The organism is Tessaracoccus aquimaris (assembly GCF_001997345.1).
GTDB classification, from domain to species: Bacteria; Actinomycetota; Actinomycetes; order Propionibacteriales; family Propionibacteriaceae; genus Arachnia; species Arachnia aquimaris.
The window spans coordinates 3,145,679-3,171,068 of record NZ_CP019606.1; the positions used below are offsets into that span (position 1 = coordinate 3,145,679).

Below are 25,390 nucleotides of genomic sequence, written 5' to 3' on the forward strand. Positions count from 1 at the left end.
GTGGATTTCTCACTTCCGGGTCGAAGTTATCCACAGATTCGCATGGGCGTTCGATTTTGTCGGTGGGGACACGTAGCTTTGGTTCATGGAGCAGAATCGGGGGCTGACAAGCGGCGAGAGCCTCGTCGCGCAACTCGAGGACGTGCTCCAACGGCTCTGCCATCCCTCGGTCGAGTGGCCTGTGGACGCCCATGCACAGCTTGACGTGATCGACCGGATCCGTCGTTCCGAGGCGCGGTTGAGGTCCCACTCGGCCGTACTGATCGCCGACGCCGACCGGCGCAAGGTCGCCGATCGCGCGGTGGGCACGTCGATGACGTCGTGGCTCACCAGCCAGCACAATGCGACCAGTCGCGAGGCGGCCCGCCAGGTCCTTGCCGGGCGCGAACTCAACGCCCGGCCCACCGTCAGGTCGGCGGCCCTCGCCGGGGATGTCTCCCCCGAGCAGGCCCGCAAGATCACCAGCGTGCTCGACTCGCTCCCTGCGACGCTCTCGGCGGAGCAGCAGGAGCGCGCGACCGACATCATGGTGAGCCTTGCGAGGACGACCAATGCCGACAGGCTCGGCACCATGGCCCAGGCGGTACTCGACGCGGTCGCGCCCGAGGACGATGAGCGCAGCGCCGCGGAGCGCGAGGTCGCCCGGCTCGACCTTCAACGTCGTCGTGCCTATCGGAACCGGTCCTTCACCTTCCGCACCGAGGACGGCTCCCTGCTGTTCCGCGGTTCGCTCCCGCTGCTCGAGGGCGAGGCCCTGGTGCGCCTGCTCGAGTCGTACCGCGCGTCGGAGCGCACCAGCGGGGCGGACCGTCTCGATCCGCTCGCGCCCGTGGTGACCTCCGCGCACCGTTACGCCGATGCCCTGATCCGGCTGGTCAGCGAACACCAGCGGGGCCGGGTCGCTCCTGCGGTGTCCGGCGATCGCCCTCGGGTCGTGGTCGTGATGCGCGAGGAGGCGCTCCGCGATCTGGCGGAGCAGTCGGGCCTTCTCGGCCGCGGCGACCGCGTCGCGCCAGGCGATCTTCGCCGGTTGTGCTGCGACGCCGACCTCGTGCCTGCCGTTCTCGGGTCATCCTCGGAGGTGCTCGACGTCGGGCGGGAGGTCCGGCTCGTGACGCCGGTGATCCGCAAGGCGCTCGCCCTGAGGGACCTCGGCTGCGCATTCCCCGGCTGCGACAAGCCGGATGAGCAGTGCGAGGCCCACCACATCACGCCTTGGTGGCGGGAGGGAAGAACAGCTCTGGACAACTTGGTTCTGCTCTGCGGACACCACCATGCGCTGGTCGAGCCCGAGCGCTTCTTCCCCGTCGAATCGGGTCCGCCCACCGGTCGCCCGGTGGCCCCGGATAGATGGGAGGTTCGGCTGAACGAGCGCGGGCTCCCGGAGTTCCTCCCCCGTCACGTCTCGACCCGACACGCACCGCTAGAAGTAAGGGGGCACGACTTGGCACATCCGCCGCCTGAACCGCGGTCGGCCGATACTGGTCGCCATGAGTTCGTCGCACTTCAACCGGGGGTTGCTCGGCCACGACATGGTCGTCATGCAGCAGATCACCGCGTTCATGGCCAACGACTTCGAGTTGCTGAGCGCCGACGGTTCGGTGATCGGGCGACTCGCGGGCACCGACTCCGACGGCAGCCGGTTCCTCGCGGGCCCGCGGAAGTTCGAACTGCGCGAGCCGGACGGCACCCCGCTGCTGATCATCGACGACGTGCCGGACTTCGGCCTCGACACCTTCGAATTGAGGACGCCCGACGGCGGCTACGCCGCAACCCTGACCAAGCAGCTCACCTTCTTCCGCAACCGGGTGTCGATCAAGGCCGCCGACGGCAGCACCCTCGACCTCGAGGGCGAGATCTTCGACTACACCTTCGAGATCGTCGACCAGGGCGCCGTCGTGGCCACCATCTCCCGCGAGTGGGCTGGCATCTCGCGCAGCCTGCTCGGGCACAGCCGCTACGTCGTCTCGTTCGACCCCACCGTCGCAACCGACCGCAGGCTGCTGATCCTCGGCGCCGTCGTCGCGCTCGACCTGATCAGAATGAAGCAGCGCAGGGCCTGACCACCCGGGTCATAGCCGGGCGACAAGCACCCCGTAGCCGGGCACCTCCACCGAGCCCTCCAGCGGCTCGCCGGTGAACGCGTCGACGACCTCGCGCTGCAACACGACGGCGCCAGCCTGGGGCAGGTAGTTCAGCACGAACAGCCATCTGTCACCCTCGGCACCCGCACGGACGGCGACCTCCATCGACGGCGGTGCCGCGACCACATCGCCCAAGGGCGAGGCGACGCCGCAGGTCTCCAGCAGTCGGACGACCATGTCCTCCGAGAAGCAGGCGCCCAGGTAGTAGACGGCGCCCTCCCCCACCCGACGTCGGGTCAGGGCGACGCCGCCCGCGTAGTGGTCTGCGGTGAACCGCGCCAGGACCTCGGTCGTGTCGTCGGCGGGTTCCAGCACCTCGTTGAACACGGGTGCGGGCAGAAGGTCGCCGTCGCAGTCGAGCGTCATGTCAGCGTGGGCCCGGTCGACCAGGGTGTAGTCTGCCACCCGCACGCCCGCCCACTCGTCGACGAGGCCAGGCATCGGCCGCATCGGGCAGCGCCCCGACTCATCCTTGTAGCCCGTCCGCGCGCCGAAGATCAGCGTGCCGCCCGTCTCGACGTATCCGCGCAGCAGGTCGGACGCCTCGGCCGTCATGATCGCCGGGTGCGGGTAGACGAGCAGGTCGTAGCGCGCCAGGGTCTCGGCGGTCGCCGATCCCAGGTAGACGAAGTCGCACGGCGTGTGCGACCGCTGGGTCGCACGGAACCAGGCGTCCTCGCTCTGCCGCGCCACCCTGCCGTGCCACACGTCCAGGGACGCGTCGAACTCGTTGTCGTAGTCCTTGACGACGGCGACCTTCGCCTCGGAGACGGCGCCGCGCAGATCGGCCAGCGCCTCCCATTCGCGCGCGAACGAGGCGACCTCGTCCAGCCTGCGGTTAGGGGTGTTGGCGTAGTCGTTCAGCCCGTGCCAGTAGATCTCGAGCCCCATCGGGCTGGTCCGCCACCGGAAGTAGGAGATCAGGTCAGCGCCGTGCGCGACCGACTGCAGACTCCACAGCCGCAACTGCCCCGGCTTCGGCATCGGCGCCTCCATCCGGTTGGTCCAGCCGTGCGCGCCGCCCTGCTGTTCCATGATCCCGAAGGTCGCCGAGATCGCCCGCGTCCATGCCAGGTTCCAACTCCAGGCCCTGTCCAGCATGTCGTCGGGTGTGGCCGAGCGGCCGACGTCGAAGGCGAAGTTGGGATAGGAGTCGAAGGTGATGAAGTCGAGGCCCGCGGCCATCAGGGCGTCGTAGTCGAGGTTGGGGAACAGTCCGTTGGTGGTGATCCACACGTCATCAGCGAGGTGATGGCGCAGGATCTCGACCTGGCGCCTGGTGAACTCGACGGCGCTGCGGGAGAAGAACCGCTTCTCCTCCAACTCGAGGTGCGGGTTGATGGACCCGTGCAGGCCCTTGCCCGCGAGCCGGACCTGGTCCCAGTGGCTATAGGTGCGACTCCAGAAGGTGGTGCCGAGCGCCTCGTTCAGCCGTTCGAGCGTCCCGAACTTGTCCCTCAGGTACCCACGGAAGGCCGCGTGGTCGCCGTCGGAGAAGAACTCGGCGATCTCGCAGTTGAGTTCGTTGTCGATCTGCCAGCCGACGATGGCCGGGTGCGACCCGTAGTGCCGCGCGACCTCCTCGACGATCCGGTCGCAGAACCGCAGGTACTCTTCCGAGTTGTAGGAGTAGTTGCGTCGCGGCCCGTCGAACGGGTGCCCCTCGCGGTCGCGGTTCAGGATCCCCGGATGGTCGTGCTGCATCCACACCGGAGGGGTCGCGGTCGGCGTGCAGAAGATCACGCGCAGGCCGTGGCGCTCGCAGATCGCCAGGAAGTCATCGAACCAGCCCACCCGGAACTCGCCGTCGCGTGGCTCGAGCAGCGACCAGGCGAACTCGGCGACCCGGACGGTGTCCAGCCCGAGTTCGCGCATCCGGACGACGTCGTCCTCCCACAGTGACCGGTCCCAATGCTCGGGGTAGTAGGCAACACCCAATCCGCGGTACGCATCCATGCGCTCAGCCTATTGACGCAAGCAGCGGCGCGAGCAGCAACCCGACCGCAAAGGACGCGCAGTTGGCGATCAGCGCGACAAGGAGCGCGACCGTCGGCCCCGACATCCGGGCGAGGCGCCACAGCAGGAGACCCTCGACGACTACGATCCCCACCTCGGCGACCAGCAGCAAGCCCAGCGACGGCGGGTCGAGCAGCCACAGCAACGGATGCGTCGCCTGCAGCGCGAACGCGACGGCCACCAACCGCCCGACGCGCACCGACGCGTCCCGCTTGGCGAGGGCGACGACCACCGGGACCTCCACCGCGCAGGTGAGCAGAAAGGCGATCAGCCAGGCCAGCATCGCCCGAGACTATCGCCCAACTCCGCCGCCGCGCCCGCCCCCGAAACTAGGATCGCCCCATGTTGCTGCTCGACGTCGCCCCACAGCCCCTGCTTCCCGGCGGGACGACCACCATCGTGATCGTCGTCATCGTGGTCGTGGTGCTGGCCATCGCCGCCTGGATCCTCATCAACAAGCGGCGCCCGCCGCGTGCCTGACGGCCGGAGCCTCGCCGCTCCTGCCGTCGGCCTGCTGATCGCCGCCACGGCCCTGGCGGCGCTGGCCGTCGCGCAACCCCACGCCCTCGCCGCGTTCAGCGTCGTCGCGCTCGGACCGCTGCACGTGCTGCTCGCGCTGCGCTACCTGACGGGTCGCACGTTGCCGATCCTCGACGGGCCGATCGGGCGGACGCTCCTCGTGCTCGTCGCCGCCATGGTCCTGATCCGGGCGATCACGGTCGCCTCGCCCTACCTCGGGCACCACCTCGAACTGCTGGCCGGCGCGGCGCTCGTCGGCTTCGCCGCGTGGGTCGGGCTCCGCGGCACCCTGCGCTACGTCGCGCTCGGCGTCGTGGCCGCGGTCACCGCCCTGTCGTTTGTGGAACTGCCCTGGTACTGGCACTTCCTCACGCACGGCCACAACGTGGTGCCGCTGATCTTCCTGTGGGACTGGACGAGGAGGTTCCGGCCGATCGCGCGGCTGGGCTTCGTGGTCGCGAACCTGCTCTGGGTCGCGGCGATTCCCCTGCTGCTGCTGTTCGGCCCGCTCGGCGGCCTCGTCAATCCGGACCCACCTGCCGCCGTCGGACGCATCGCCGACCCGGCCTTCCTGGTGGCGGCCGCCTCTCCCCCGGGCGCCGACGCGTCCATGGGGCTGCGGTTCCTCGCGGTGTTCGCGTTCCTGCAGGGGATGCACTACGTGCTGTGGATGCTGTTCTTCCAGGTCGCCGGGCGACGCGAGGTCGGCCGGCTTGGACGCAGCGTCCCGGCCGCCGTCGGCTGGCGGTTCTGGCTGATCGCGGCGCTGACCTCGCTCGCCATCTGGGCCACCTACGCCATCGGCTACAACGATGGAAGGGCCGTCTACGGCGTGCTCGGCGCCCTCAACGTCGCGTTGGAGCAGCCGATCGCCGTGTGGCTGTTGCTCGGCGCGCTCCCCTCGAGACTGACGACGGCGCCGATCGCGACCCTCAGGGCCTCCTGAGACGGCGAAACCGCCGCCCCCGAGGGGACGGCGGTTCGACGCGGTGGGGTCAGTGGACCTCGCCTGCCACGATGTCGGGGGCCTCCATGCGCACCGCGGATGCGGCGGCGTCGTTGGCCTCCTGCTGGGCCGCCAGTTCCGCGGCGATCCGCTCGCGGTAGTTGGCCTTCTCCTTGTCGGTGGTCTCCTTGTCCCAGCCGAGCGCGGCCGCCGCGATGTCGGCGATCTCGTCGACCTCGGAGCCGCCCCGGTCGGGGGCCTCGGAGTTGAGGCGCACGCGGGCGATGAAGATGTCCTCCAGGTGGAGGGCGCCCTCGACGGTGCACGCGCGGTGGACCTCGGCGCGGATGAATTGCGGGGCGGTCGCGAGCGGACGCGCGAGCGTCGGGTCCTCGTCGATCGCGGCGAGCAGTTCGGGAAGCTCGGAGCCGTAGCGGCGCACGAGGTGGTGCATCCGGTCGGCGTCGAAGCCGTACTTCTTGCCCCAGCGCTCGGCCTGGTTGACCGAGGCCTCGAAGCCGTCGGCGCCGAGCAGCGGCAGGTCGAACGTGACCGACGGGCGGGCCTTGGCCTCTGCGGCACCCAGCGCGAAGTCGACGGCGTCCTCGGCCATCACGCGGTAGGTGGTGAGCTTGCCGCCCGCGATGGCGACCATGCCGGGGATGACCTCGGTGACGGTGTGCTCGCGGGAGACCTTCGTCGACTTCGACTCGTCGAGCACCTTCGGCTGGAGCAGCGGACGGAGACCCGCGTAGGTGCCGATGATGTCGTCGCGGGTCAGCGGGGTGTCGAGCACCTCGTTGGCGTGCGCGAGCACGTAGTCGATGTCGGCCGACGTCGGGACGGGGTGCTCCAGCTGCTCGTGCCACGCGGTGTCGGTGGTGCCGATCACCCAGTAGTGCTGCCACGGGATGATGAAGAGCACGGACTTCTCGGTGCGCAGGAACAGACCGGTCTGGGCCTTGAGGCGCTCGCGCGGGATGACGATGTGGATGCCCTTGGACGCCAGCACCTTGAGGCCGCCGCTGCCGCCCGCCATGTCCTGGGTCTGCTCGGTCCACACGCCGGTGGCGTTGATGATCCGCTTGGCCTTGATGGTGAGCTTCTCGCCGGTCTCGAGGTCCTCGGCCTCGACGCCGCTCGCGTGTCCGCGGGCGTCCTTGAGGATGCCGGTGACCTTCACGCGGCTGGCGGCCTGGGCGCCGTACTTGAGCGCGGTGCGCACCAGGGTGATGACGAGGCGGGCATCGTCGACGCGGGCGTCGTAGAACTCGATGGCGCCGCAGAGCGCGGAGGGCTTGATCTCGGGGAAGCGGCGCAGCGCGCCCTTCTTGGAGAGGTGGTGCTGGATCGGGACGGTCTTCTTGCCGCCCGCACCGATCACGGCGAGCGCGTCGTACATGCCGACGCCGACGGCCGAGTAGGCGCGCTCGATGACGGGGGTCTTCAGCGGCCACAGGAACGGCTGCGCCTCCACCAGGTGGGGTGCGATCACGGTCAGGAGGCGGCCGCGCTCCTTGAGCGCCTCAGCCACCAGCTTGAAGTCGAGGTTGTAGAGGTAGCGCAGTCCGCCATGGACAAGGCGCGAGGATCGCGACGACGTGCCGGAAGCCCAGTCCTGGGCCTCGATGATCGCCGTGCTCAGCCCACGCGAGGCCGCGTCGAGTGCGATGCCCGCACCCGTGACGCCACCTCCGATCACCAGCACATCGAAGGTTTCCTCTGTCATGGCCCGCAGCGAGTCTGTGCGCTGTTGCGGTGTCAGGACGGTCGTCGTCATGAATGCTCCTTTGCTCGTACGCCAACATTCCCCCCTCTGCACGTTCTGCGCAACCCGTCTGCACGTTCGTGCAGGGGTCAGTTGGGCGGGTCGTATGGGGGTGCACGGCAACGTCGCGATCCCGCTCCCAAGTGCGGTGCCCCGCGCCTAGAGTTGGCATCGGTCCACCAGTGCAAAGGAGCACCATGAAGCCCGAATCAACCGCCCTTGTCCTGATCGAGTTCCAGAACGATTTCACCACGCCCGGAGGCACGCTGCACGACGCCGTCAAGCAGGTGATGGACGAGACGGGAACCGTTCCGCACGCCGTCCAGGCCGCCGACGCCATGCGTGAGGCCGGCGGCGCCGTCCTGCACGTCCCGATCTCGTTCGCGCCCGGCTACGGCGAGATCACCAGGAACCCCTACGGCATCCTCGCGGGCGTCGTCGACTCCACCTCGTTCGTGCGCGGCGAGTGGGGGGCCGAGATCTGCGAGGACCTGACCCCGAAGGACGGCGACATCACCATCGAGGGCAAGCGCGGCCTCGACGCGTTCGGCTCGACCAACCTCGACTTCGTGCTGCGCTCCAAGGGCATCGACACCGTCGTGCTCGCCGGATTCCTGACCAACTGCTGCGTCGAATCCACCATGCGGAGCGCCTACGAGAAGGGCTTCGAGGTCATCACGCTGACCGACGCCGTGGGCGCCACGTCGCCCGAGGAACACGCCAACGCGATCGCCTACGACTACCCCATGTTCTCCAAGCCGATGACGACCGAGGCGTTCGTCGAGGCGCTCACGGCCGAGAAGGAGTTGGCCGATTCGTCGCGTGGCTACTAGGTATTCCCACAAACGCGAGGGGCCCGGCTCGGCCGGGCCCTCCCCCCTATGATGGCCGGTCAGAGGGGAGGACCATGGCAGACAAGAGCAGCGAGTCATTGCTGACGGTCGCGCGCATGTACTACGTGCAGGGCGAGACGATGGACGCGATCGCCCACCAACTCAACGTTTCCCGCTCGACGGTGTCCCGACTGCTCAAGGAGGCCCGCGACCGCGGCCTGGTGCGCGTCACCATCGTCGACCCCGAGCGACCGCTCGGCCGGATGGCCGACCTCTTCCAGAAGTACTTCAACGTCCAGGCCCACATCGTCCAGGTGCGACCCGGCGCAAGCAGCGTTTTCCGCCTCGACCAGGTCTCCCGCACCGCCGCCGACCTGCTCGCCGCCACCGTGCGCGACGGCGACATCCTCGGCGTCGCCTGGGGCACCACGACCTCGGCGATCGCGGCCCACCTGCGTCCCCGCGACCTGCACGGCGTGACCGTGATAGGCTTCAACGGCGGCGCCAACCACCAGACGACCGGGCTGCCCTACGTCGGGAGCATCCTGCACCGCTTCGCTGAGGCCTTCAACGGCCAGGAGCAGTTGCTGGCGCTGCCCGCCTTCTTTGACGAGCCGGCCACCCGTGACGCGATGTGGCGGGAGCAGAGCACCCAGCACATCCTCAGCGTGCGGGCCAACTGCCGGATCGCGCTGTTCGGCGTCGGCGGCCTCAACTCCGAACTGCAGTCCCACGTCTACGCGTCGAACTATCTGAGCGAGTCCGACCTGCGCGATCTGCGCGACCTGGGCGTGGTCGGCGATGTGTGCACCGTGATGCTGCGCGAGGACGGCTCCTACCGCGACATCCCGCTCAACGGCCGCGCCACCGGCATGACGCCCAAGGAACTGCAGCGGGTGCCCCGCCGGATCTGCGTCGTCACGGGCCTCTCCAAGACGGCCCCGATCCTGGGCGCGCTGCGCGCCGGGGTCGCGACGGATCTGGTGATCGACCAGGAGACCGCGCGCACAGTTCTGACCAGGATGAAGCCCGGAATCCGACTGAATTGACCCTCGCCGGGGGAGTCACGACACGGCGTTTATGTGTAGTGACCAGTCGCAATGCTGTTTCGGCGTGGCTGCCGTAGGCTGACGCCCATGTCCGAAACGCTCCTGACCGATGTGACCGACGGCATCGCCCGCATCACCTTGAATCGGCCCCAGGCGATCAACGCCCTTGACGACTCCATGATGAACGCCATGTACGAGGCCCTCACGGCCTGGATCAAGGACGACAACGTCACGGCCGTCGAGATCACCGCCAACGGCGAGCGCGGCTTCTGCGCAGGCGCCGACGTGCGGGCCCTCGCGTCCGTCGTCGAGGCGGGCGGCCCCTGGCTGCACTTCCTCGAGACCGAGTACGCGCTCGACATGATGGTGGCCAACTACCCCAAGCCCGTCAGCTCGCACATGCGTGGCATCACGATGGGCGGCGGCGTCGGCCTCGGCGGTCACGCCGACCGGCGCATCGTCTACGCCGACACGGTGATGGCGATGCCCGAGACCAAGATCGGCTTCTTCCCCGACGTCGGCGTGATGTACCAACTCTCCCGCGCTGGCGCGATCGGACGCCACATCGCGCTCACGTCTGCCACCTTCACCGGCGGCGACGCGCTGCTGCTGAACCTCGCCGACGAGTCGGCCGACGGTCCGCTGCCCGCTCCCCTCTTCGAGGACCCGAGCGCCTGGATCGAGGAGTGCTACGCCTCCGACGACCCCGTCGAGATCGCACAGGCCCTCGAGTCGCACCCAGAGGAGGCGGCCCGCCAGGCGGGTCGCGACCTGCGCGCCCGCTCCCCGTTCGCCGTGTTCGTCACGCTGCGCGCGCTGATCAACGCGCAGAAGATGGAGCTCAGCGAGGTCCTCAACCAGGACCTGCGGCTCGCCGAGTCCGTGATCCCGATGGGCGACTTCGTCGAGGGCGTCCGCGCGCTGCTCGTCGACAAGGACAACGACCCGAAGTGGCGCTACGCCACCCTCGAGGACGTGCCCGTCGACGAGGTCGACAAGGTCTTCTCCTACCGATCCAACTGGCAGCGCTGAGCCCTCCCGGTTGGGCGGCCCGTACCCAGCGCCTAGAATCGGGTACCGCTCACCCTTGACCCTTAGGAGCCGCCACATGTCCGCAGCCGATCAGATCCACGACGTCATCATCATCGGATCTGGCCCCGCCGGATACACGGCCGCCATCTACGCCGCCCGCGCGAGCCTGAAGCCCCTCGTCTTCGAGGGTGCGCTCGAGTCCGGCGGCGCGCTGATGAACACCACGGAGGTCGAGAACTACCCCGGCTTCCCCGAGGGCATCGACGGTCCCGACCTGATGACGAACATGCGGGCCCAGGCCGAGCGCTTCGGCGCGATCCTTGTCTCCGACGACGTGACCGCCGTCCAGCTCGACGGCGACATCAAGACGGTGCGCGACTCCGACGACGTGGAGTACCGCGCCAAGTCCGTGATCCTGGCGATGGGCTCCGGCTACCGCAGGCTCGGCCTTGCCGATGAGGACCGCCTCTCGGGCCGGGGCGTGTCGTGGTGCGCGACCTGCGACGGCGCGTTCTTCCGCGACAAGCCCATCGCGGTGATCGGCGGCGGCGACTCCGCCATGGAGGAGGCGACGTTCCTGTCGCGCTTCGGCACCAAGGTCGTCGTCGTGCACCGCCGCGACGAGCTCCGCGCCTCCAAGATCATGGCCGACCGCGCCATGAAGGACCCCAAGATCGAGTTCGCCTGGAACTCCGCCGTCGAGTCCATCAACGGCGAGAACTCGGTGCAGTCGATCACCCTGCGTGACACCGTCGACGGCACGCTGCGCGACGTCGAGGTCAACGGGGTGTTCATCGCCATCGGCCACGACCCGCGCTCCGAGCTGGTCAAGGGCCAGATCGACTTGGACGATGAGGGCTACGTCCTCGTCAACGGCCGCAGCACGGCCACCAACCAGGCCGGCGTCTTCGCATGCGGCGACCTCGTCGACCACACCTACCGGCAGGCCGTCACCGCCGCGGGAACCGGCTGCTCCGCCGCCCTCGACGCGGAGCGCTACCTGCAGGACATCGCGGACTGACGTCCGAAGACTAGAATCAACTCTTCAGCAAACAAGGAGACAACAGTGGCAGTGACAGACGTGACCGAGTCGTCGTTCGCAGACGAGGTGCTGATGGCAGATGGCCTCGTGGTCGTGGACTACTGGGCCGACTGGTGCTCGCCGTGCAAGCAGCTCTCGCCCATCATCGACGAACTGTCCTCCGAATACGGCGACGTGAAGTTCGTGAAGGTGGACACCAACTCCAACCCGAACCTGGCTGCGGAGCAGGGCATCTTGTCGCTGCCGACGCTGCAGTTCTTCCAGGGTGGCCGCGTCGCGAAGTCCCTCTCGGGGGCAAGACGAAGAACGCCCTGAAGAAGGCCATCGACGAGCTTCGCTGATGACCGAGCGGCCCGACGACGAGGCGACCCCGCAGGACACGGACTCCGATTGGAAGGCCGTGGAAGCCTCGGGCGCCGGGCCGCACCCTCCGCTCCCCCGACGGGTCGTCTACGGCGGCCTCGGCCTGCTGGCGCTGCTGATCATCGGCGCCGTCATCGCTGGCATCGGGCTCGGCGGCGGATTTTCGGGGCCGACGCCGCAACCGAGCGTCTCCCCGACCCCGCAGCTCACCATGGAACCCCCCGTGCAGCTCGGCAACTACGTGCGCGGTGAGCTGAAGAAGGCCGAGGACGGCCGCCTCACCCGCGCCGACTACACCGACGGGACGGCCTCGATCGTCCTGCTGATGCACTGGCCGCAGGACGACGTGTCGACGTTCATGACCGATGCCGGCTTCGTCTCGACCTCCGCGCCGGTCGCGACGGTCGGCCCCAGCATGACGACCTCCCCGGAGCCGGTCACGACCCTGTGCGGCACGTCGACCGACTTCTCGGCGCAGGAGACGCTCGGCTGCGGCGGCATCGTCAAGAACACCGGCCTCATGGTCGTTGCGCTCTCCTCGCAGGACGAGGAGGAGATCCGCGGGCTGCTCGGTGACTTTGAGCAGGCCGTCGCGGGCTGAGCCCACCAACTAAGGTATGGACGTGACCGACCAGGAACGACACGACACCCGACTCGACCGGTTTGTCGACAGCTACGCAGAGCGCACCAACGGCATGCGGGTCTCCGCGGTCCGCGCACTGTTCGCCGTCGCCAACCGCCCCGAGATCGTGTCGCTGGCCGGCGGGATGCCCAACATCAAGGACCTTCCCCTCGACAGCATCGCCGCGTCGATGGCCGAGATGGTCGCAACCAACGGCACCCAGGTGATGCAGTACGGCTCCGGCCAGGGCGAGTTGCCCATCCGTGAGCAGATCGTCGAGGTGATGTCCCTGGAGGGGATCACCGCGCACCCTGACGACATCGTCATCACCGCAGGCTCCCAGCAGGGCCTCGACCTCGTCACCCGCATCTTCTGCGACCCGGGCGACGTGGTGCTCGCCGAGTCGCCGTCGTACGTCGGCGCCCTCGGGACCTTCCTCAGCTACCAGACCGAGGTCGTCCACATCGCCTCCGACGCGGACGGGATCGACCCGGCCGCGCTCCGGGAGACCGCCGCGCGGCTCAGAGCAGAGGGCAAGCGGATCAAGTTCCTCTACACGATCCCCAACTACAACAACCCCTCCGGCGTCACGCAACCGCTCGAGCGTCGCCGCGAGGTGCTGCAGGTCTGCGAGTCGGAGGGCATCCTCGTCGTCGAGGACAACCCCTACGGCCTGCTCTCCCTCGACGCGGACCCCATCCCAGCGATGCGCTCCTTCGACGACAACGTCATCTACCTCGGCTCCTTCTCCAAGACGTTCGCGCCCGGCTTCCGGGTCGGCTGGGTGCTCGCTCCGCACGCGGTGCGAGAGAAGTTGGTGCTCGCGCAGGAGTCGGCGACGCTGTGCCCTCCAGTGTTCAGCCAGTTCGCGATCTCCAACTACCTGTCGACGCAGGACTGGAAGGGCCAGATCCGCGTCTTCAAGGACATGTACCGCGAGCGCCGCGACACCATGCTCGCCGCGCTCGAGGAGTACATGCCGGAGGGTTCGACCTGGACGCACCCGGCGGGCGGCTTCTTCGTCTGGGTCACGCTGCCTGAGGGCGTCGACTCGCAGGCGATGCTGCCACGTGGCGTCGACGCGCGCGTCGCGTTCGTGCCTGGCCCCGCCTTCTACGCCGACGGCGGTGGCGCGCGCAACGTGCGGCTGTCGTACTGTTTCCCCACATCGGACCGCATCCAGCTCGGTGTGCAGCGCTTCGCGGGCGTGATCCGCAACGAGCTCGAGGTGATGAGCACGTTCGGCGTCCGCGTGTCCCCCACGAAGTCGCGGCGCGCACCAGGCCCCGGCCCCGACCTGAGCTGACCCCACCGAGGAGAGTGCACGCCACATGACCGTCATCGTGATCGCCGGAGGCCTCAGCCACGAGCGCGACGTCTCGCTCAGGTCCGGACGCAGGGTCGCCCAGGCCCTCCGCGAGGTGGGCTGCGACGTCGTCGAGGCCGACGTGAACGCCGACCTCGTACAGCTGCTGCGCGACACCACCGACCCCGTTGTCGTCCCGCTGCTGCACGGCGGCCTCGGAGAGGACGGCGCGTTCCGCGAAGTGCTCGGCGTCCTCGGGGTCCCCTTCGTTGGTGCCGACGGCGCCGCCTCGCGCCTGACCTTCGACAAGTCGGTCGCCACGTCGGTGGTGCGCGCGGCCGGCCTTGCGACTCCTCGGCAGGTCGCGCTGCCGCACGACATCTTCCGCGAACTCGGCGCACCTGCCCTGATGGACAGCATCGGCGCACAACTCGGCTACCCGCTGATGGTCAAGCCCTCGCGCGGCGGCTCCGCCCTCGGCGTCACGAAGGTGAACTCTGCCGCCGAACTTCCGAGCGCGCTGGTGGCCGCCTATGCCTATGGCCCGGTCGCGGTCATCGAGTCCTACCTTGAGGGCCTCGAGATCGCCGTCACGGTGATCGACGAGGGCGACGGTCCGGTCGCGCTGCCCGCCGTCGAGATTCTGCCGGAGTCCGGCGTCTACGACTACGAGTCCCGCTACACCGCGGGCACCACCCGCTTCCTGACCCCCGCCGAACTGCCAGACGACGTGCTCGACGCCGCCAGCCGACTCGCGGTCGCTGCCCATGTGGCCCTCGGGCTGCGCCACATCTCCCGGATCGACATGATCGTCGTCGACGGGGTCCCCGTGTTCTTCGAGGGCAACGTCGCTCCGGGCATGACCGAGACCTCGCTCGCCCCGCTCGCTATGGAGGCCGCAGGCCGCGGCGTCGGTGAGGTCGTCGCGGCGCTCGTCGCCGTCGCCGGGCGCTGAGATGACCGTCGTCACCAAGCAGGCCCTCGCCGTGACGGCGGGGCTGGTGGTCGCCGTCGTGATGGTGATGCTCGGGCTCTGGCAGATGAGTTCCTACGAGGAGTCGACGCGCGACGTATCTGCGGAGCGGGCCGCGGAGCCCGCGGTGGCGCTTGCGGACAACGTCGCTGCCGACGGTGTCATCACCGACATCTACGGGCACCGGGTCACGGCGTCCGGAAAGTACCTGCCCCAGAACCAGGCGCTGATCGGCACCGGCGACCCGCTCCGCGTCGCCACGGTCTTCCGGATGGACGACGGCCGGAACGTCACCGTGGTGCGCGGCGCGGTGTCGCCCGGGTCCGAGGTGCCGCTGGCGCCGGAGGGTGAGCAGTCCATCGAGGGCGTCTTCCTCGCGCCGGACAAGCCCTACACCGGCGGACAGACGGATGCCGAGCACCCGACCCTGCGGATCCAGGAACTGGCACAGGACTGGCCCGCACCGCTGATCGCCGGGTACATCACGCTCCCGGAGGATGCCTCCGCGGCTCAGGGACTGACCAAGGCGTCCCTCGAACTACCGGAGGCCGAGGGCTCCCCCACCCATCGCGGTTACGCTCTGCAGTGGTGGGTGTTCGCGGCCGGTGCCATCGCGTTCGGCGTCTACGCCGCCCGTGGCTTCGCCAGGGAGGCGCAGAAGGTCTCCTGAGACCTCAGGCGGCGGCCTCCTCCGAGCGAGCCAGGGTCGCCCGGACGTTCCTGGTCGCGTAGTGCTCGGCGACGAAGGACAGGAACGGTACGGTGCCCGCCAGCATGATCGCCAGGAACCACTTCAGGGACCACTTCACGCGGCGGCCAAGGTCGTAGGCGGTGATCAGCAGCACGGCGTACAGCCAACCGTGCGGCACACCGGTCCAGGTGACTACGCGCCCATCGTTCCAGATGTACTTCAGGGGCAGGCCGACGAGCATCAGGACGACCAGCAGGCAGCCGACCACCCACGCCATGACGCGGTAGCGGGTGAGGGCTCCCTTGACGCCCTGGATGTCCTCGGGATCGATGATGACCTGTTCCACGGTCTTCTCAGACACAGTGACTTCTCTCTAAGTTGACATGTCGATTTATCTGTTTGTCCGTATGGGGCTTTATGACTAGATCGTTGTGCCGTCAAGGATGGCCATGATCCGCTCCAGGTCGTCCCCGGATGCGAACTCGATCGTGATCTTGCCCTTGTTCCGGCCGATGTTGACCTTGACGCGGGTGTCGAAGTGATCGCTGAGATGCGTGGAGAGGTCCCGCTCCCGCTCGTTCGGCAGCCGCGGCCCCCTGCTGACGCTCGATCGCGGCTCGGTGCGACCCCTCCCGAGGGCCACGATCTCCTCGGTGGACCTGACCGAAATTCCCTCGGCGATGATCCGTTCCGCGAGGCGCTCCTGCGACTCAGCGTCCGGCAAACCGAGCAGTGCTCGCGCGTGGCCGGCGCTCAGGACCCCGGCAGCAACCTTCATCTGGACCCGCTCAGGGAGGTTCAGGAGGCGCAGGGTGTTCGATACCTGAGGGCGCGACCGGTGGATCTTGTTCGCCAGGTCCTCCTTGGTGCAGCCGAAGTCGCGCAGCAGTTGGTCATACGCCTGCGCCTCCTCGATGGCGTTGAGGTCGGCGCGGTGCAGGTTCTCGAGCAGCGCGTCGCGTAGCAGCGCGGTGTCCTCGGTCCCACGGACGATTGCAGGAATCGTCGCTCGGCCAGCCAACTTGCTCGCGCGCAGGCGTCGCTCCCCCATGATCAGTTCGTACGAGTTGCGGCCCGCCTTCCGCACCACGACCGGTTGCAGGACGCCGAACTCACCGATGGAGGCGGCCAACTCGGCCAGATCGTCCTCGTCGAAGATGGTTCGGGGCTGCTGGGGGTTCGGCACGATCTGCTCTAGCGGCAGTTCGGCGAACGTAGAACCGTCCTGCAGTGGCGTGCTCTGATCCTCATCGGTGCGGGCGAACAGGTCTCCAAGACCCCGTCCGAGGCCACTCTGCTTCGTTGCCATGGCTATCCTTCTGCTCCTCGGCGGGCGATCTCCTCGGCGGCCGCCTGATAGGCCTGGGCGCCGACCGACTTGGGTTGGTATGTGATGACGGGAAGCCCATAACTGGGTGCCTCCGCGATCTTCACCGAGCGTGGGATCTCGGTGTCGAGGGTCTGGGCGACGAAGTGCTTGCGGACCTCGTCGGCGACCTCGCGGGACAGGTTGGTGCGCGAGTCGTACATCGTCAGCAGGATGGTGCTGAGCACGAGGTCGTCGTTGAGGTTCCCCTTCACGCGTTCGATCGTGCGCATCAACTGGGTGACGCCCTCGAGCGCGTAGTACTCGGTCTGGATCGGTACCAGGATCTCCGTGGCAGCCACCAGTGCGTTCAGTGTGAGCAGTCCGAGAGAGGGAGGGCAGTCGAAGAACACGTAGTCAACGCCGGACTCGTCGATGTATTGACGGATCGCGTCGCGCATCCGGTGCTCTCGGCCGCGCTCGTTGACGAGTTCCAGTTCTGCGGCCGACAGGTCGATCGCCGCGGGAAGCACGTGGAGGTTGAGGCTGTGTGGCGAGGGTTGGGCGTGCTCGATGATGCCGACCCGATCCATCAGCACCTCGTAGGTGCCCTTGGTCCCGGGAGCATGGTCGATGCCCAGCGCTGTGGAGGCATTGCCCTGCGGGTCGTTGTCGACCACAAGAACGTTCAGGCCTCCGAGGGCCAACGCGGTCGCGATGTTGACCGTGGTGGTCGTCTTCCCGACGCCGCCCTTCTGGTTGGCCACGACGATGATCCGCGGGGACTTGGGCCGGGGGAGTTGTGCGTGCTCGAAGGACGCCGGGTCGACGAGTTCGTCACCGTACTCGTCTTCGACGGTGTGGCCGTCAAGTGCCCTACGGGGTTTCCCACTCGTTTCACGTGAAACGTTGCTGTGGTCCTTCCAGGGTTCCTCGTCCTCTAGACGGGGCTTCCGCTTCCGAAAGAACAACGCCATGTGGCCCTCCTCGTTGGTACACCAGAACTCTACCGAAGCACCGCAAGGAACACGATCCGGACCCTCAACCCCGGCCTCCGTTTCACGTGAAACGCCCGCTTCTCCCCGACATCGCCGCCTCTCGTGGCTCGAGAACCCTGCGTAAGCCTGAGGTAGCCCGAGCAACGTCCGCAGGACGCGCCGGAGTTGGTCGCGGTCCGTCGCACTACTGAGCGACCGAAACCCGGGAACCGCGGCCCGGCTCTGGACAGGGATCCCCAGGACCTCCTTACCGGGCGTCTGCGGGCCCAATGCCCAAAGCCCGAGGAGGCTGCCCAGTCAGGCGCCTCGCGTCCAGATCCAGCACCCCGGCGGGCGCCTATTGGTCCCAGAGCCGAGGTCTCCCAAGCACGAGGACCGGGTCGCGCGTACCGAGCATCTCGCCAGACGGGCGGCCAACACCAGGGGCCTTGTGGGGGACAGGTCGCGCAGCATCTCCACGGTCTAGGCTGGCCGACTGGGGGAGTGCCGCACTAGCCATCACACATCCGCGAGGCAACCTGCGGATACATAGGTATATCGACTTATCACTATCTCGATCTAGGGCCTGTTTCACGTGGAACGGGCGAACACGGAGGCTGCAGGCGGGATGAGCACGGACTGAGAACCGGCAGGAGGCACCGACCGCGCGAGGTGAGTCCAGGCGCACCCGACTGCTGGGCGCATTGGCAGCAACACTCAATCACCCCCCCCCGACAAAGCGACACCTCCTATTGGCAATGGCGCCCATCCGCGCGATCACCTCCACATCGCACGCCACGACCGACACACAGCGGGGTCCCGGTCGATTGACCGGGACCCGCCCGTGACGTTGCCGCATCCAGCCGGCGCCCGACCCTCGACTCAGTCGGAGCGCTTCCGATAAGTGAGGAAGGCATTGCCGACCGGCGTCGCCTCCGATCGGACCAACTCGAGGCGCAGCGGGGCCTCCAGGGAGTCGTACAGGCTGCGTCCCTCGCCCATGAACACGGGATGCACCGTCAGGATCAGTTCATCGAGCAGATCCGCGGCCAGCAGTTGGGCGATCACCGAGATGCCGCAGACGATGACGTCGCCGCCGTCGCCGGCCTTCAACTCGGTGACGAAGTCGATCAGGTCCCCGTCGATCAGCGTTGAATTCTCCCAGGCGAGCTCGCCCGACAGCGTCGAGGAGGCGACGTACTTCTTCATGGGGTTGATGACCAGGCCGAAGTCCTCGTTGTTCTGCGGCCAGTAGTCGGCCCACTGTGAGTAGATGACGCGGCCCATGATCGCTGCGGAGGCCCCGTCCATGGCCTCGGTCATCAGTTCGCCCTCGCGTTCGCCGAACGAGTCGAACTGGAACAGGTTGGGGGATTCCACCACTCCGTCGACGGAGCTGAACAGGTGGGCGGTGATCTTTCGCATGACGTTGTCCTCTCGGTTGTGTAGCTCTACTTTGACTTTCAAAGTCTCCTTTGTCAAGGAAAGTTTTCGAGCTAGACTGAGGCCATGGCGATTCGGGGCTACGGACAGTATTGCGGCCTCTCCCGTGCACTCGAGGTGCTGGGGAGAGGTGGGGGTTGCTGATCGTCCGGGATCTGTTCAGCGGACCGCACCGCTTCGGCGAACTGGAGCACTCCCTCGCCCCGATCCCCACCAGCGTGCTGGCCACCCGCCTCAAGGACCTGGAGAACGCAGGCATCATCCAACGCGTGCCAGTCACGAGCCCCCGACGCGGCACGGCCTACACCCTCACCGACGACGGGAGGGCACTAGAGCCAACACTCGTCGCGCTCGGACGCTGGGGCGCAGAACGGATGGGAGAGCCAAGGCCGGGGAGAGCGTCACGGCCGAGTCGCTGGCGATGGCGCTACGCACCACCTACACCACGCCGGGCGCCATGGAAGGCGTCATCGAACTGCACCTGGCCGACATCGTGCTCGGCATCCTGATCGACGGCGAGGGGCTCCACCTCGCTCCGGGACCCCTTGCAGATCCACCGACCGTGCTCCGCGTGACGCCCGACATCAAGCGCCTCATCGCGGGAGAACTGACGCAGGAGGAGGCGCGGGCTCAGGGCATCGTCGCCGTCGAGGGGGACCCCACCGGGCTCGACCTGTTCGCGGCGGCCTTCACTCTCGTCGCCTAGCCGCCGCCAGGCAGCCGGGCTCAGCGCGCGGTGACGCGGATCGCGCGGGTCGGGTCGACGCCAGGAGCCGCCCGGAGTTCCAGCACCTCGGCGCTCAACTTGTCCGCGGTCAGGCGCTTCCCGGCCGAGCGGATCTCCTCCTCGGCCGACTCCCCCTTGAGAGCCACGAGGGCACCCGAGGGCAGGAACAGCCGAGTGGTCCAGCCGAGCAGCTTCTCCAACGGCGCGACCGCGCGGCACACGACGACATCGAAGCGCTCCCTGCAGTCCTCCGCGCGGGAGCGCAGCACCGTGACGCGGTCGCCGAGCCCCAGTTCGTCGACCGCCTCCGTCAGGAAGGTCGAGCGACGCAGCAGGGGCTCAATGAGGGTGACGCGAAGGTCAGGCCGAACGATCGCGATCGGAAGCCCCGGAAGCCCTGCGCCGCTGCCCACATCAGCGACGTCGACGCCCTGGCCGATCGCGTCGACGAGCGAGAGGGAGTTGGCGATGTGGCGCTGCCAGATCTTGTCACCCTCGCGGGGGCCCATCAGGCCCCACTCGATCCCGCGGGTACCGAGGATCTCCGCGTAACGCACGAGCTCGCCAGCCCCCTCGGGAAAGGCCCCGGTGAGGATCTGGCGAGCGTCCAGCTCCGGTGAGCTCACTTCGTGCGGACGACCACGCGACGGTGCGGGGGCTCGCCCTCCGACTCCGAGACCAGGTCCGCGGCTGCGACCTCGTCGTGGACGATCTTGCGCTCGTAGGCGTTGAGCGGGGTCATCCGGACGGGCTCGCCCGTCTCCTGGACGGCGGCGATCGCGTCCTTGGCCATCACGACCAGCTCGGCGCGACGACGGGCGCGGTAGCCGGCGACGTCGACCATCAGCCGCGAGCGGTGCCCGGTCTCGGTCATGACGACAAGCCTGCACAGCTCCTGCAGCGCGTCGAGCACCTCGCCGTCCTTGCCGACCAGCTTCTCCGAGTCGGTGTCGATGGCGATGTAGGCGCGGCCGTCCTGCACCGAGTTCTCGATGTCGCCGTCGAGGTCTGCGATGTCGAGCAGTTCCTCGAGGTAGTCGGCGACCAGGTCGCCCTCGGCGAGCATCGTCGCCTCGGTCTCGTGATTAGACATGGAGTTCCTCTCCTCGTGCCCTCACGCGGGGCGTGGCTTAGCTAGTTCTTCTTGCGGGTGGACCGCGACTGGGCACGCGGCTGTTGACGCGTGACGACGCGGCGGCCATCCTCCGTGGTGCGCACGGTCTGCCTGGTCACCTGCTGACGCACGACCTTCGGCGCCTCCGTGGTCTCCTCGCCCTCCGACGTCGTGGTCGTGGTGGGGTTGAGACGGCTCGTAGCGGGGGTCTTCTTGGTCTTGCGACGCTTCTCCGCGCGGGCAAGCACGATGGCCTCAGGGTCGCGACCCTTGGCGAGCATCCGCTCTTCCCAGTCGATGTAGGCAGGGGTGTTCGGCGCGGGGTTGTTGCGGATCAGGATGCCCTGCTGCGCCATGGTCCAGATGTTCGAGGTCAGCCAGTAGACCAGGACGCCGATGGGGATGACGACGGCAGACACGGCGTAGATGACCGGGAAGAAGTAGAGCATCATCTTCTGCATCTGCGCGGCCTGGCCGGTCTGCGACTCCGGCGGCATGTTCTTGCGCATCAACTGGAGCTGGGTGACGAAGAAGACGCCGACCATCGCGATCACGAGCACGATGCCGAGGATCTGGGTGGCACCGAAGCCGCCGTCGCCAAAGATGTGGCCGGCCAGCCGGGCACCGAAGATCTCGGCGTTCTGCAGCGAGGAGACCAACTCGGGCGCGTCCTTGAGCCACTGACCGCGGACGGGTCCCTGCGAGACTCCCTGAAGCACACGGAACAGCGCGATGAAGATCGGCATCTGGATCAGCATCGGGAGGCACGACGCCATCGGGTTGACGCCCTCGGACTGGTAGAGCTTCATCGTCTCTTGCCCGAGCTTCTCGCGGTCAGCGCCGTACTTCTTCTGCAGGTCGGCGATCTTTGGCTGCAGGATCTGCATGTTGCGCGCCGAGTTGATCTGCTTGACGAACAGTGGGATCAGCAGCGTGCGGATCGTGACAGTGAGCATGATGATGGACAGCGCCCAAGTCCACCCGGTGTCCGCGCCGAGCACCGGCGAGAAGACCCAATGGAAGAAGACGAGCAGGCCGGAGACCGCCCAGTAGAGCGGCTGCATCATCGCGGACAGCACACCCATGAAGCTGTCCCACAGGTTCAGCGAGACGAACAGTTCGATCACTTACGACACCTCATTCGGCTGGGACGTGGCGTCCCGGGTTACATCAGAATTCTGTTTCGCCCAGGCGGCGGCTGCCGCTGTCCCAGGCACGTAGTCCACGCCACCCATGGACCACGGGTGGCAGCGGGACAAGCGCTTGACGATCAGTGCGACGCCCTTGACGGCGCCGTGGGTCTCCAGGGCGGTCAGCCCGTACTCGGAGCAGGTCGGGTGGAACTTGCACACGTCGCCGTACATCGGCGAGATGAACCTGCGCCATCCCTTCACGAACCAGATCAGCGGGTACTTCAGCATGACGCCGCCTTCGTGAACGCGCGGCTCCAGGCGTCGCGCAGGTCGTCCCCGAGGCGCTGCGGCTCTGAGGCGGCAGCAGGGAGGGCCCGCACGACGACGTCCGTCACGAACGGCGAGGCGAGGTCGGACGCGAGGTGACGCAGCCGCCGCTTGACGCGGTTGCGGGTCACCGCATTTCCCACCTTCTTGGAGACAACAAAACCCACCCGGGTGAACTCGGGTGGATCTTGGAGGTTGGAGCGCCCAACGTGCACAACCACGGTCGGCGTCGCTGCTCGTGAGCCACGCCGCACGGTGGTACCGAAATCACTCGGTCGCTTGAGGCGACGCGGACCCGGCAGCACGGACGCCCTGGTCCTTACGCGGAGAGCTCGACGCGTCCCTTGCGACGACGGGCGCTCAGGATGGAGCGGCCGGCGCGGGTACGCATGCGGGCGCGGAAACCGTGGGTACGGCTCCGACGACGATTGCTCGGCTGGAACGTGCGCTTACTCATGGGATTACTCCCTCTACATCGAAAAGTTGGCTACTGCCCGGATGGGCAGGGGGAAGTGGCGCCGAAAGTTGGCGACTGTCCAACGATACGTGGACAGGGCCCGGTTATCCAAACCCGCAAGCGTACAGCCGGACAACTAAGCAAATAACACTGATGTAGTCCAGTCGACACTCCGGCGTGTTGTCCTTTTCGCCTTGCGTAGGCCCCAGAAGAGCACTAGTTTCGTTGTTCTGCTCGGCTGGTTATCCACAAGGTCCACCTCGCGAGCAGCATTCCAGAAAGAGTTATACCCTCTTGTGGAAAACCTTGTGGACGAGCGACGAGGCGGGCAGGAAGCGCACCGCCGGGAAGTGGGTGCGGTGAGCGAATCGCCTACGCCGGACCTGGCGGGTCTTTGGGACGAGGTCGTCGACAATGCCGACCTCTCATCCCGCGCCTGGCTACGGCGAACCCGTCCCATGGACATGCACGGAAGCACCCTGATGCTGGCCGTCGCCGACGAGACGACCCGCGAGCGGGTCGAGACACGGCTGCGTGCACAGATCGAGGACAGGCTCAGCGAGGTATGTGGACAACCCACGCATCTGGCGGTGATGATCAACCCCGAGTTGGTGCTCGAGGAGCCCGTCCCCGAGCCTGCGCCGCCCGCGGATCTGCCTCCGCAGCCGATGCTGCCGCGTTCCAAGGCGCAGGAGGTGCGGCTGAACCCGCGCTACACCTTCGAGTCCTTCGTCGCGGGATCCTCGAACCGCTTCGCGCACGCCGCGGCGGCCGCCGTCGCCGAAACCCCGGGCAAGTCGTACAACCCGCTGATGATCTACGGCCCCTCCGGCCTTGGCAAGACGCACCTGCTGCACGCGATCGGCCACTACGTCAGCAACTACTACGAGCAGTTGCGCGTCAAGTACGTCTCGACCGAGGAACTCACCAACGACTTCATCAACGCGATCTCGTCGAACCGGACGGCGGAGTTCCGCAGTTCCTACCGTGACGTCGACGTCCTGCTTGTCGACGACATCCAGTTCCTGGAGTCGAAGATCCAGACGCAGGAGGAGTTCTTCCACACGTTCAACACGCTGCACAACGCGCAGAAGCAGATCGTGATGACCTCCGACCGTCCCCCGAAGCTGCTCGAGGCGCTCGAGCCGCGGCTCAGGTCGCGCTTCGAGTGGGGCCTGATGACCGACATTCAGCCTCCCGACCTCGAGACCCGCATCGCGATTCTCCGCAAGAAGGTCGCGTCGCAGCGCCTGACGGCGGGCACGCAGGTGTTGGAACTGATCGCCTCGCGCATCCCCACCAACATCCGCGAACTGGAGGGCGCGCTGACCCGGGTGGCCGCTCTCGCCAGCCTCAACCAGCAGGAGATGACGGTCACGCTGGCCGAGGATGTCCTCAACGACCTGATGCCCGACGACGCCGCCCCGGTCGACGCGCAGGCGATCATGGACGCGTCCGCGCAGTACTTCGGCATCACCATGGACGACCTCACGGGCAGCAGCCGCGTGCAGATGATTGCGCAGGCCCGCCAGATCGCGATGTACCTGTGCCGCGAGATGACCGACCTGTCGCTTCCGAAGATCGGCGCGAAGTTCGGCGGGCGCGACCATTCGACGGTGCTGCACGCCGTGCGCAAGATCACGGACAAGATCGGTGAGGACAGGGCTCTCTACAACCAGGTCACCGAGCTCACCAACCAGATCAAGCAGTCCTGAGCTCAGCGGCGACCCAGCACCACCCCGATCCCGTCGCCACCGTCTTTCGTTGGCGGTGCGTCGACGCTCTCGATCACCCAGAGGCCCGACTGCTCGAACCGATCGACCATCCAGGCGACCCGACGGTGGTAGCGAAGCATCCGCACGTCCAGGCCTAGTTCCCGGTAGCCCTCTCCCACCTCGCGAGGGCCGTCGCCCGTCTGGAAGCCTGCGATGACGGCTCCGCCCGGACGCAACACCCGCGCCGCCTCCAGAAGCGCCCGGTCGAGGTCCCTGTCGTCGATGTGGATCGTGGAGAACCAGAACATGACGCCATCGACGCTACCTGTTTCGATGGGCAGGTGCGTGATCGTCGCGACAGCGGTCGGGAGCCACGGGTGGTCGCGGCGCGCCATCGCCAGCATGCCGGGGGAGAGGTCGACCCCGACGCATCGGAGCCCGAGCGAGCGCAGGTGCCCCGCGACGCGGCCGGCGCCGCAGCCAGCATCCAGGACGAGACCCCCAGCGCCCACCTCCGCCGCGAACCGCGCCAGCGCGCCGAGCTCGGCCGGCTCCTCCGGTTCCATGCCCGGAAAGTGATTCGCGTAGGCCTCCGCGACCACGTCGTAACCGTCGTAGCTCATGCCTTGAGGGTAGTCAGCGCCTGGGCACAACCATGTGTCCACGGCTGGGGAAGGGGTTGTGGATAACTTTCCGCCCATCGGTCGTCCACAAATCCTCCACGTGTAGTTTTTGATCCATCCACAGCGGATCAACACCGTCAAACCCACCCCTGCTTGGCACTTCGCCAGTTATCCACAGCATCAACAGGGGTGATGAGTATGAAGAAGATGTAATTACTTCAAGGAACTAAAAGTCACGCATGTGGGTAACGCCGCTCATCTGTC

General features: G+C 67.5%; 28 protein-coding genes and 2 pseudogenes. 16 read left to right on the forward strand and 14 right to left on the reverse strand.

The window, feature by feature from the left end; genetic code table 11:
- Positions 1-85 precede the first annotated feature (85 nt).
- Together BW730_RS20395 and BW730_RS14375 are read left to right on the forward strand one after the other, a co-directional pair.
- Positions 86-1,222, forward strand: a pseudogene (locus BW730_RS20395) (HNH endonuclease signature motif containing protein); the annotation flags it as partial.
- Positions 1,223-1,490: 268 nt separating this feature from the next.
- The gene (locus BW730_RS14375) at positions 1,491-2,063 is read left to right on the forward strand and encodes an LURP-one-related/scramblase family protein (RefSeq protein WP_077686861.1); all 573 of its coding nucleotides are present in this window, start codon (positions 1,491-1,493) and stop codon (positions 2,061-2,063) included.
- A 9-nt stretch (positions 2,064-2,072) separates the two neighbouring features.
- Here the strand turns inward: BW730_RS14375 and BW730_RS14380 are convergent, their stop codons facing one another.
- Both BW730_RS14380 and BW730_RS14385 read right to left on the reverse strand, forming a co-directional pair.
- Positions 2,073-4,100: a beta-galactosidase gene (locus BW730_RS14380; RefSeq protein WP_077686862.1), complete on the reverse strand. Its 2,028-nt coding sequence runs from the start codon at positions 4,098-4,100 to the stop codon at positions 2,073-2,075.
- Between the two features lie 4 nt (positions 4,101-4,104).
- Positions 4,105-4,443, reverse strand: coding sequence for a hypothetical protein (locus BW730_RS14385; RefSeq protein WP_077686863.1), 339 nt, complete (start codon positions 4,441-4,443; stop codon positions 4,105-4,107).
- 59 nt (positions 4,444-4,502) lie between these two features.
- On the opposite strand from BW730_RS14385, the gene BW730_RS18670 reads away from it, so the two are divergent.
- A complete protein-coding gene (locus BW730_RS18670) occupies positions 4,503-4,640 on the forward strand; it encodes a hypothetical protein (RefSeq protein ID WP_158522682.1) in 138 nt (45 codons plus the stop codon).
- Positions 4,633-5,625 carry a hypothetical protein gene (locus BW730_RS14390; protein WP_077686864.1) on the forward strand — a complete coding sequence of 331 codons (993 nt, stop codon included), beginning with the start codon at positions 4,633-4,635 and terminating at the stop codon, positions 5,623-5,625. Before BW730_RS18670 ends, BW730_RS14390 begins: the two co-directional genes overlap by 8 nt.
- Positions 5,626-5,674: 49 nt before the next feature.
- On the opposite strand, the gene BW730_RS14395 is transcribed toward BW730_RS14390, so the two are convergent.
- Complete coding sequence (locus BW730_RS14395) at positions 5,675-7,405, reverse strand: glycerol-3-phosphate dehydrogenase/oxidase (RefSeq protein ID WP_077686865.1); 1,731 nt, start codon at positions 7,403-7,405, stop codon at positions 5,675-5,677.
- Positions 7,406-7,590: 185 nt separating this feature from the next.
- Between BW730_RS14395 and BW730_RS14400 the strand changes: the two genes are divergently transcribed.
- From BW730_RS14400 to BW730_RS14440, 9 genes and pseudogenes are all read left to right on the forward strand, one after another.
- Positions 7,591-8,226 carry a cysteine hydrolase family protein gene (locus BW730_RS14400; RefSeq protein ID WP_077686866.1) on the forward strand — a complete coding sequence of 212 codons (636 nt, stop codon included), beginning with the start codon at positions 7,591-7,593 and terminating at the stop codon, positions 8,224-8,226.
- Positions 8,227-8,300: 74 nt separating this feature from the next.
- Positions 8,301-9,275, forward strand: coding sequence for a sugar-binding transcriptional regulator (locus tag BW730_RS14405; protein WP_077686867.1), 975 nt, complete (start codon positions 8,301-8,303; stop codon positions 9,273-9,275).
- An 87-nt stretch (positions 9,276-9,362) separates the two neighbouring features.
- Complete coding sequence (locus BW730_RS14410) at positions 9,363-10,307, forward strand: enoyl-CoA hydratase/isomerase family protein (RefSeq protein ID WP_158522683.1); 945 nt, start codon at positions 9,363-9,365, stop codon at positions 10,305-10,307.
- A 76-nt stretch (positions 10,308-10,383) separates the two neighbouring features.
- Positions 10,384-11,328 (forward strand): thioredoxin-disulfide reductase, encoded by a 945-nt coding sequence (gene trxB, locus BW730_RS14415; RefSeq protein ID WP_077686869.1) that lies wholly within the window; start codon positions 10,384-10,386, stop codon positions 11,326-11,328.
- A 93-nt stretch (positions 11,329-11,421) separates the two neighbouring features.
- Positions 11,422-11,690, forward strand: a pseudogene (gene trxA / locus BW730_RS14420) (thioredoxin).
- The gene (locus tag BW730_RS14425; RefSeq protein ID WP_077686870.1) at positions 11,690-12,313 is read left to right on the forward strand and encodes a hypothetical protein; all 624 of its coding nucleotides are present in this window, start codon (positions 11,690-11,692) and stop codon (positions 12,311-12,313) included. The pseudogene trxA and the gene BW730_RS14425 overlap by 1 nt, the downstream one beginning before the upstream one ends.
- Positions 12,314-12,329: 16 nt before the next feature.
- The gene (locus BW730_RS14430) at positions 12,330-13,640 is read left to right on the forward strand and encodes an aminotransferase-like domain-containing protein (protein WP_077686871.1); all 1,311 of its coding nucleotides are present in this window, start codon (positions 12,330-12,332) and stop codon (positions 13,638-13,640) included.
- A 25-nt stretch (positions 13,641-13,665) separates the two neighbouring features.
- Positions 13,666-14,595, forward strand: coding sequence for a D-alanine--D-alanine ligase family protein (locus tag BW730_RS14435; protein ID WP_077686872.1), 930 nt, complete (start codon positions 13,666-13,668; stop codon positions 14,593-14,595).
- A 1-nt stretch (position 14,596) separates the two neighbouring features.
- Positions 14,597-15,283, forward strand: a complete 687-nt coding sequence (locus BW730_RS14440; RefSeq protein WP_145952896.1) for an SURF1 family protein — start codon at positions 14,597-14,599, stop codon at positions 15,281-15,283.
- A gap of 4 nt (positions 15,284-15,287) precedes the next feature.
- On the opposite strand, the gene BW730_RS14445 is transcribed toward BW730_RS14440, so the two are convergent.
- The 4 genes from BW730_RS14445 to BW730_RS14460 all read right to left on the reverse strand — a co-directional run bounded on the left by BW730_RS14445 (position 15,288) and on the right by BW730_RS14460 (position 19,012).
- The gene (locus tag BW730_RS14445) at positions 15,288-15,665 is read right to left on the reverse strand and encodes a DUF3817 domain-containing protein (protein WP_226996837.1); all 378 of its coding nucleotides are present in this window, start codon (positions 15,663-15,665) and stop codon (positions 15,288-15,290) included.
- Positions 15,666-15,725: 60 nt separating this feature from the next.
- Positions 15,726-16,613, reverse strand: coding sequence for a ParB/RepB/Spo0J family partition protein (locus BW730_RS14450; RefSeq protein WP_077686874.1), 888 nt, complete (start codon positions 16,611-16,613; stop codon positions 15,726-15,728).
- 2 nt (positions 16,614-16,615) lie between these two features.
- On the reverse strand, positions 16,616-17,587 hold the full coding sequence (locus BW730_RS14455) for a ParA family protein (RefSeq protein WP_077686875.1): 972 nt from the start codon (positions 17,585-17,587) through the stop codon (positions 16,616-16,618).
- An 882-nt stretch (positions 17,588-18,469) separates the two neighbouring features.
- Complete coding sequence (locus tag BW730_RS14460) at positions 18,470-19,012, reverse strand: dihydrofolate reductase family protein (protein WP_077686876.1); 543 nt, start codon at positions 19,010-19,012, stop codon at positions 18,470-18,472.
- Between the two features lie 155 nt (positions 19,013-19,167).
- Between BW730_RS14460 and BW730_RS20400 the strand changes: the two genes are divergently transcribed.
- Together BW730_RS20400 and BW730_RS19500 are read left to right on the forward strand one after the other, a co-directional pair.
- Entirely contained in the window at positions 19,168-19,539 is a 372-nt protein-coding gene (locus tag BW730_RS20400; RefSeq protein ID WP_226996838.1) for a winged helix-turn-helix transcriptional regulator, read from the forward strand.
- Positions 19,452-19,736 carry a hypothetical protein gene (locus tag BW730_RS19500; protein ID WP_226997254.1) on the forward strand — a complete coding sequence of 95 codons (285 nt, stop codon included), beginning with the start codon at positions 19,452-19,454 and terminating at the stop codon, positions 19,734-19,736. Before BW730_RS20400 ends, BW730_RS19500 begins: the two co-directional genes overlap by 88 nt.
- A 20-nt stretch (positions 19,737-19,756) precedes the next feature.
- On the opposite strand, the gene rsmG is transcribed toward BW730_RS19500, so the two are convergent.
- Genes rsmG through rpmH form a run of 6 tightly spaced genes read right to left on the reverse strand, consistent with a single transcriptional unit; the run spans position 19,757 to position 22,788 of the window.
- Positions 19,757-20,368 (reverse strand): 16S rRNA (guanine(527)-N(7))-methyltransferase RsmG, encoded by a 612-nt coding sequence (gene rsmG / locus BW730_RS14470; RefSeq protein ID WP_145953001.1) that lies wholly within the window; start codon positions 20,366-20,368, stop codon positions 19,757-19,759.
- A gap of 11 nt (positions 20,369-20,379) precedes the next feature.
- Complete coding sequence (locus tag BW730_RS14475; RefSeq protein ID WP_077686878.1) at positions 20,380-20,850, reverse strand: Jag family protein; 471 nt, start codon at positions 20,848-20,850, stop codon at positions 20,380-20,382.
- Positions 20,851-20,891: 41 nt separating this feature from the next.
- Positions 20,892-21,998 carry a membrane protein insertase YidC gene (yidC, locus tag BW730_RS14480; protein WP_418082020.1) on the reverse strand — a complete coding sequence of 369 codons (1,107 nt, stop codon included), beginning with the start codon at positions 21,996-21,998 and terminating at the stop codon, positions 20,892-20,894.
- The gene (yidD, locus tag BW730_RS14485; protein WP_193432346.1) at positions 21,999-22,292 is read right to left on the reverse strand and encodes a membrane protein insertion efficiency factor YidD; all 294 of its coding nucleotides are present in this window, start codon (positions 22,290-22,292) and stop codon (positions 21,999-22,001) included. It lies immediately after the preceding gene.
- Positions 22,286-22,636, reverse strand: a complete 351-nt coding sequence (gene rnpA / locus BW730_RS14490) for a ribonuclease P protein component (protein WP_077686879.1) — start codon at positions 22,634-22,636, stop codon at positions 22,286-22,288. Before rnpA ends, yidD begins: the two co-directional genes overlap by 7 nt.
- A 14-nt stretch (positions 22,637-22,650) precedes the next feature.
- Complete coding sequence (gene rpmH, locus BW730_RS14495) at positions 22,651-22,788, reverse strand: 50S ribosomal protein L34 (RefSeq protein WP_077686880.1); 138 nt, start codon at positions 22,786-22,788, stop codon at positions 22,651-22,653.
- A gap of 350 nt (positions 22,789-23,138) precedes the next feature.
- On the opposite strand from rpmH, the gene dnaA reads away from it, so the two are divergent.
- Entirely contained in the window at positions 23,139-24,503 is a 1,365-nt protein-coding gene (gene dnaA, locus BW730_RS14500) for a chromosomal replication initiator protein DnaA (protein WP_193432389.1), read from the forward strand.
- Between the two features lie 2 nt (positions 24,504-24,505).
- On the opposite strand, the gene BW730_RS14505 is transcribed toward dnaA, so the two are convergent.
- Positions 24,506-25,126, reverse strand: a complete 621-nt coding sequence (locus BW730_RS14505; RefSeq protein ID WP_158522684.1) for a class I SAM-dependent methyltransferase — start codon at positions 25,124-25,126, stop codon at positions 24,506-24,508.
- Positions 25,127-25,390: the final 264 nt, after the last annotated feature.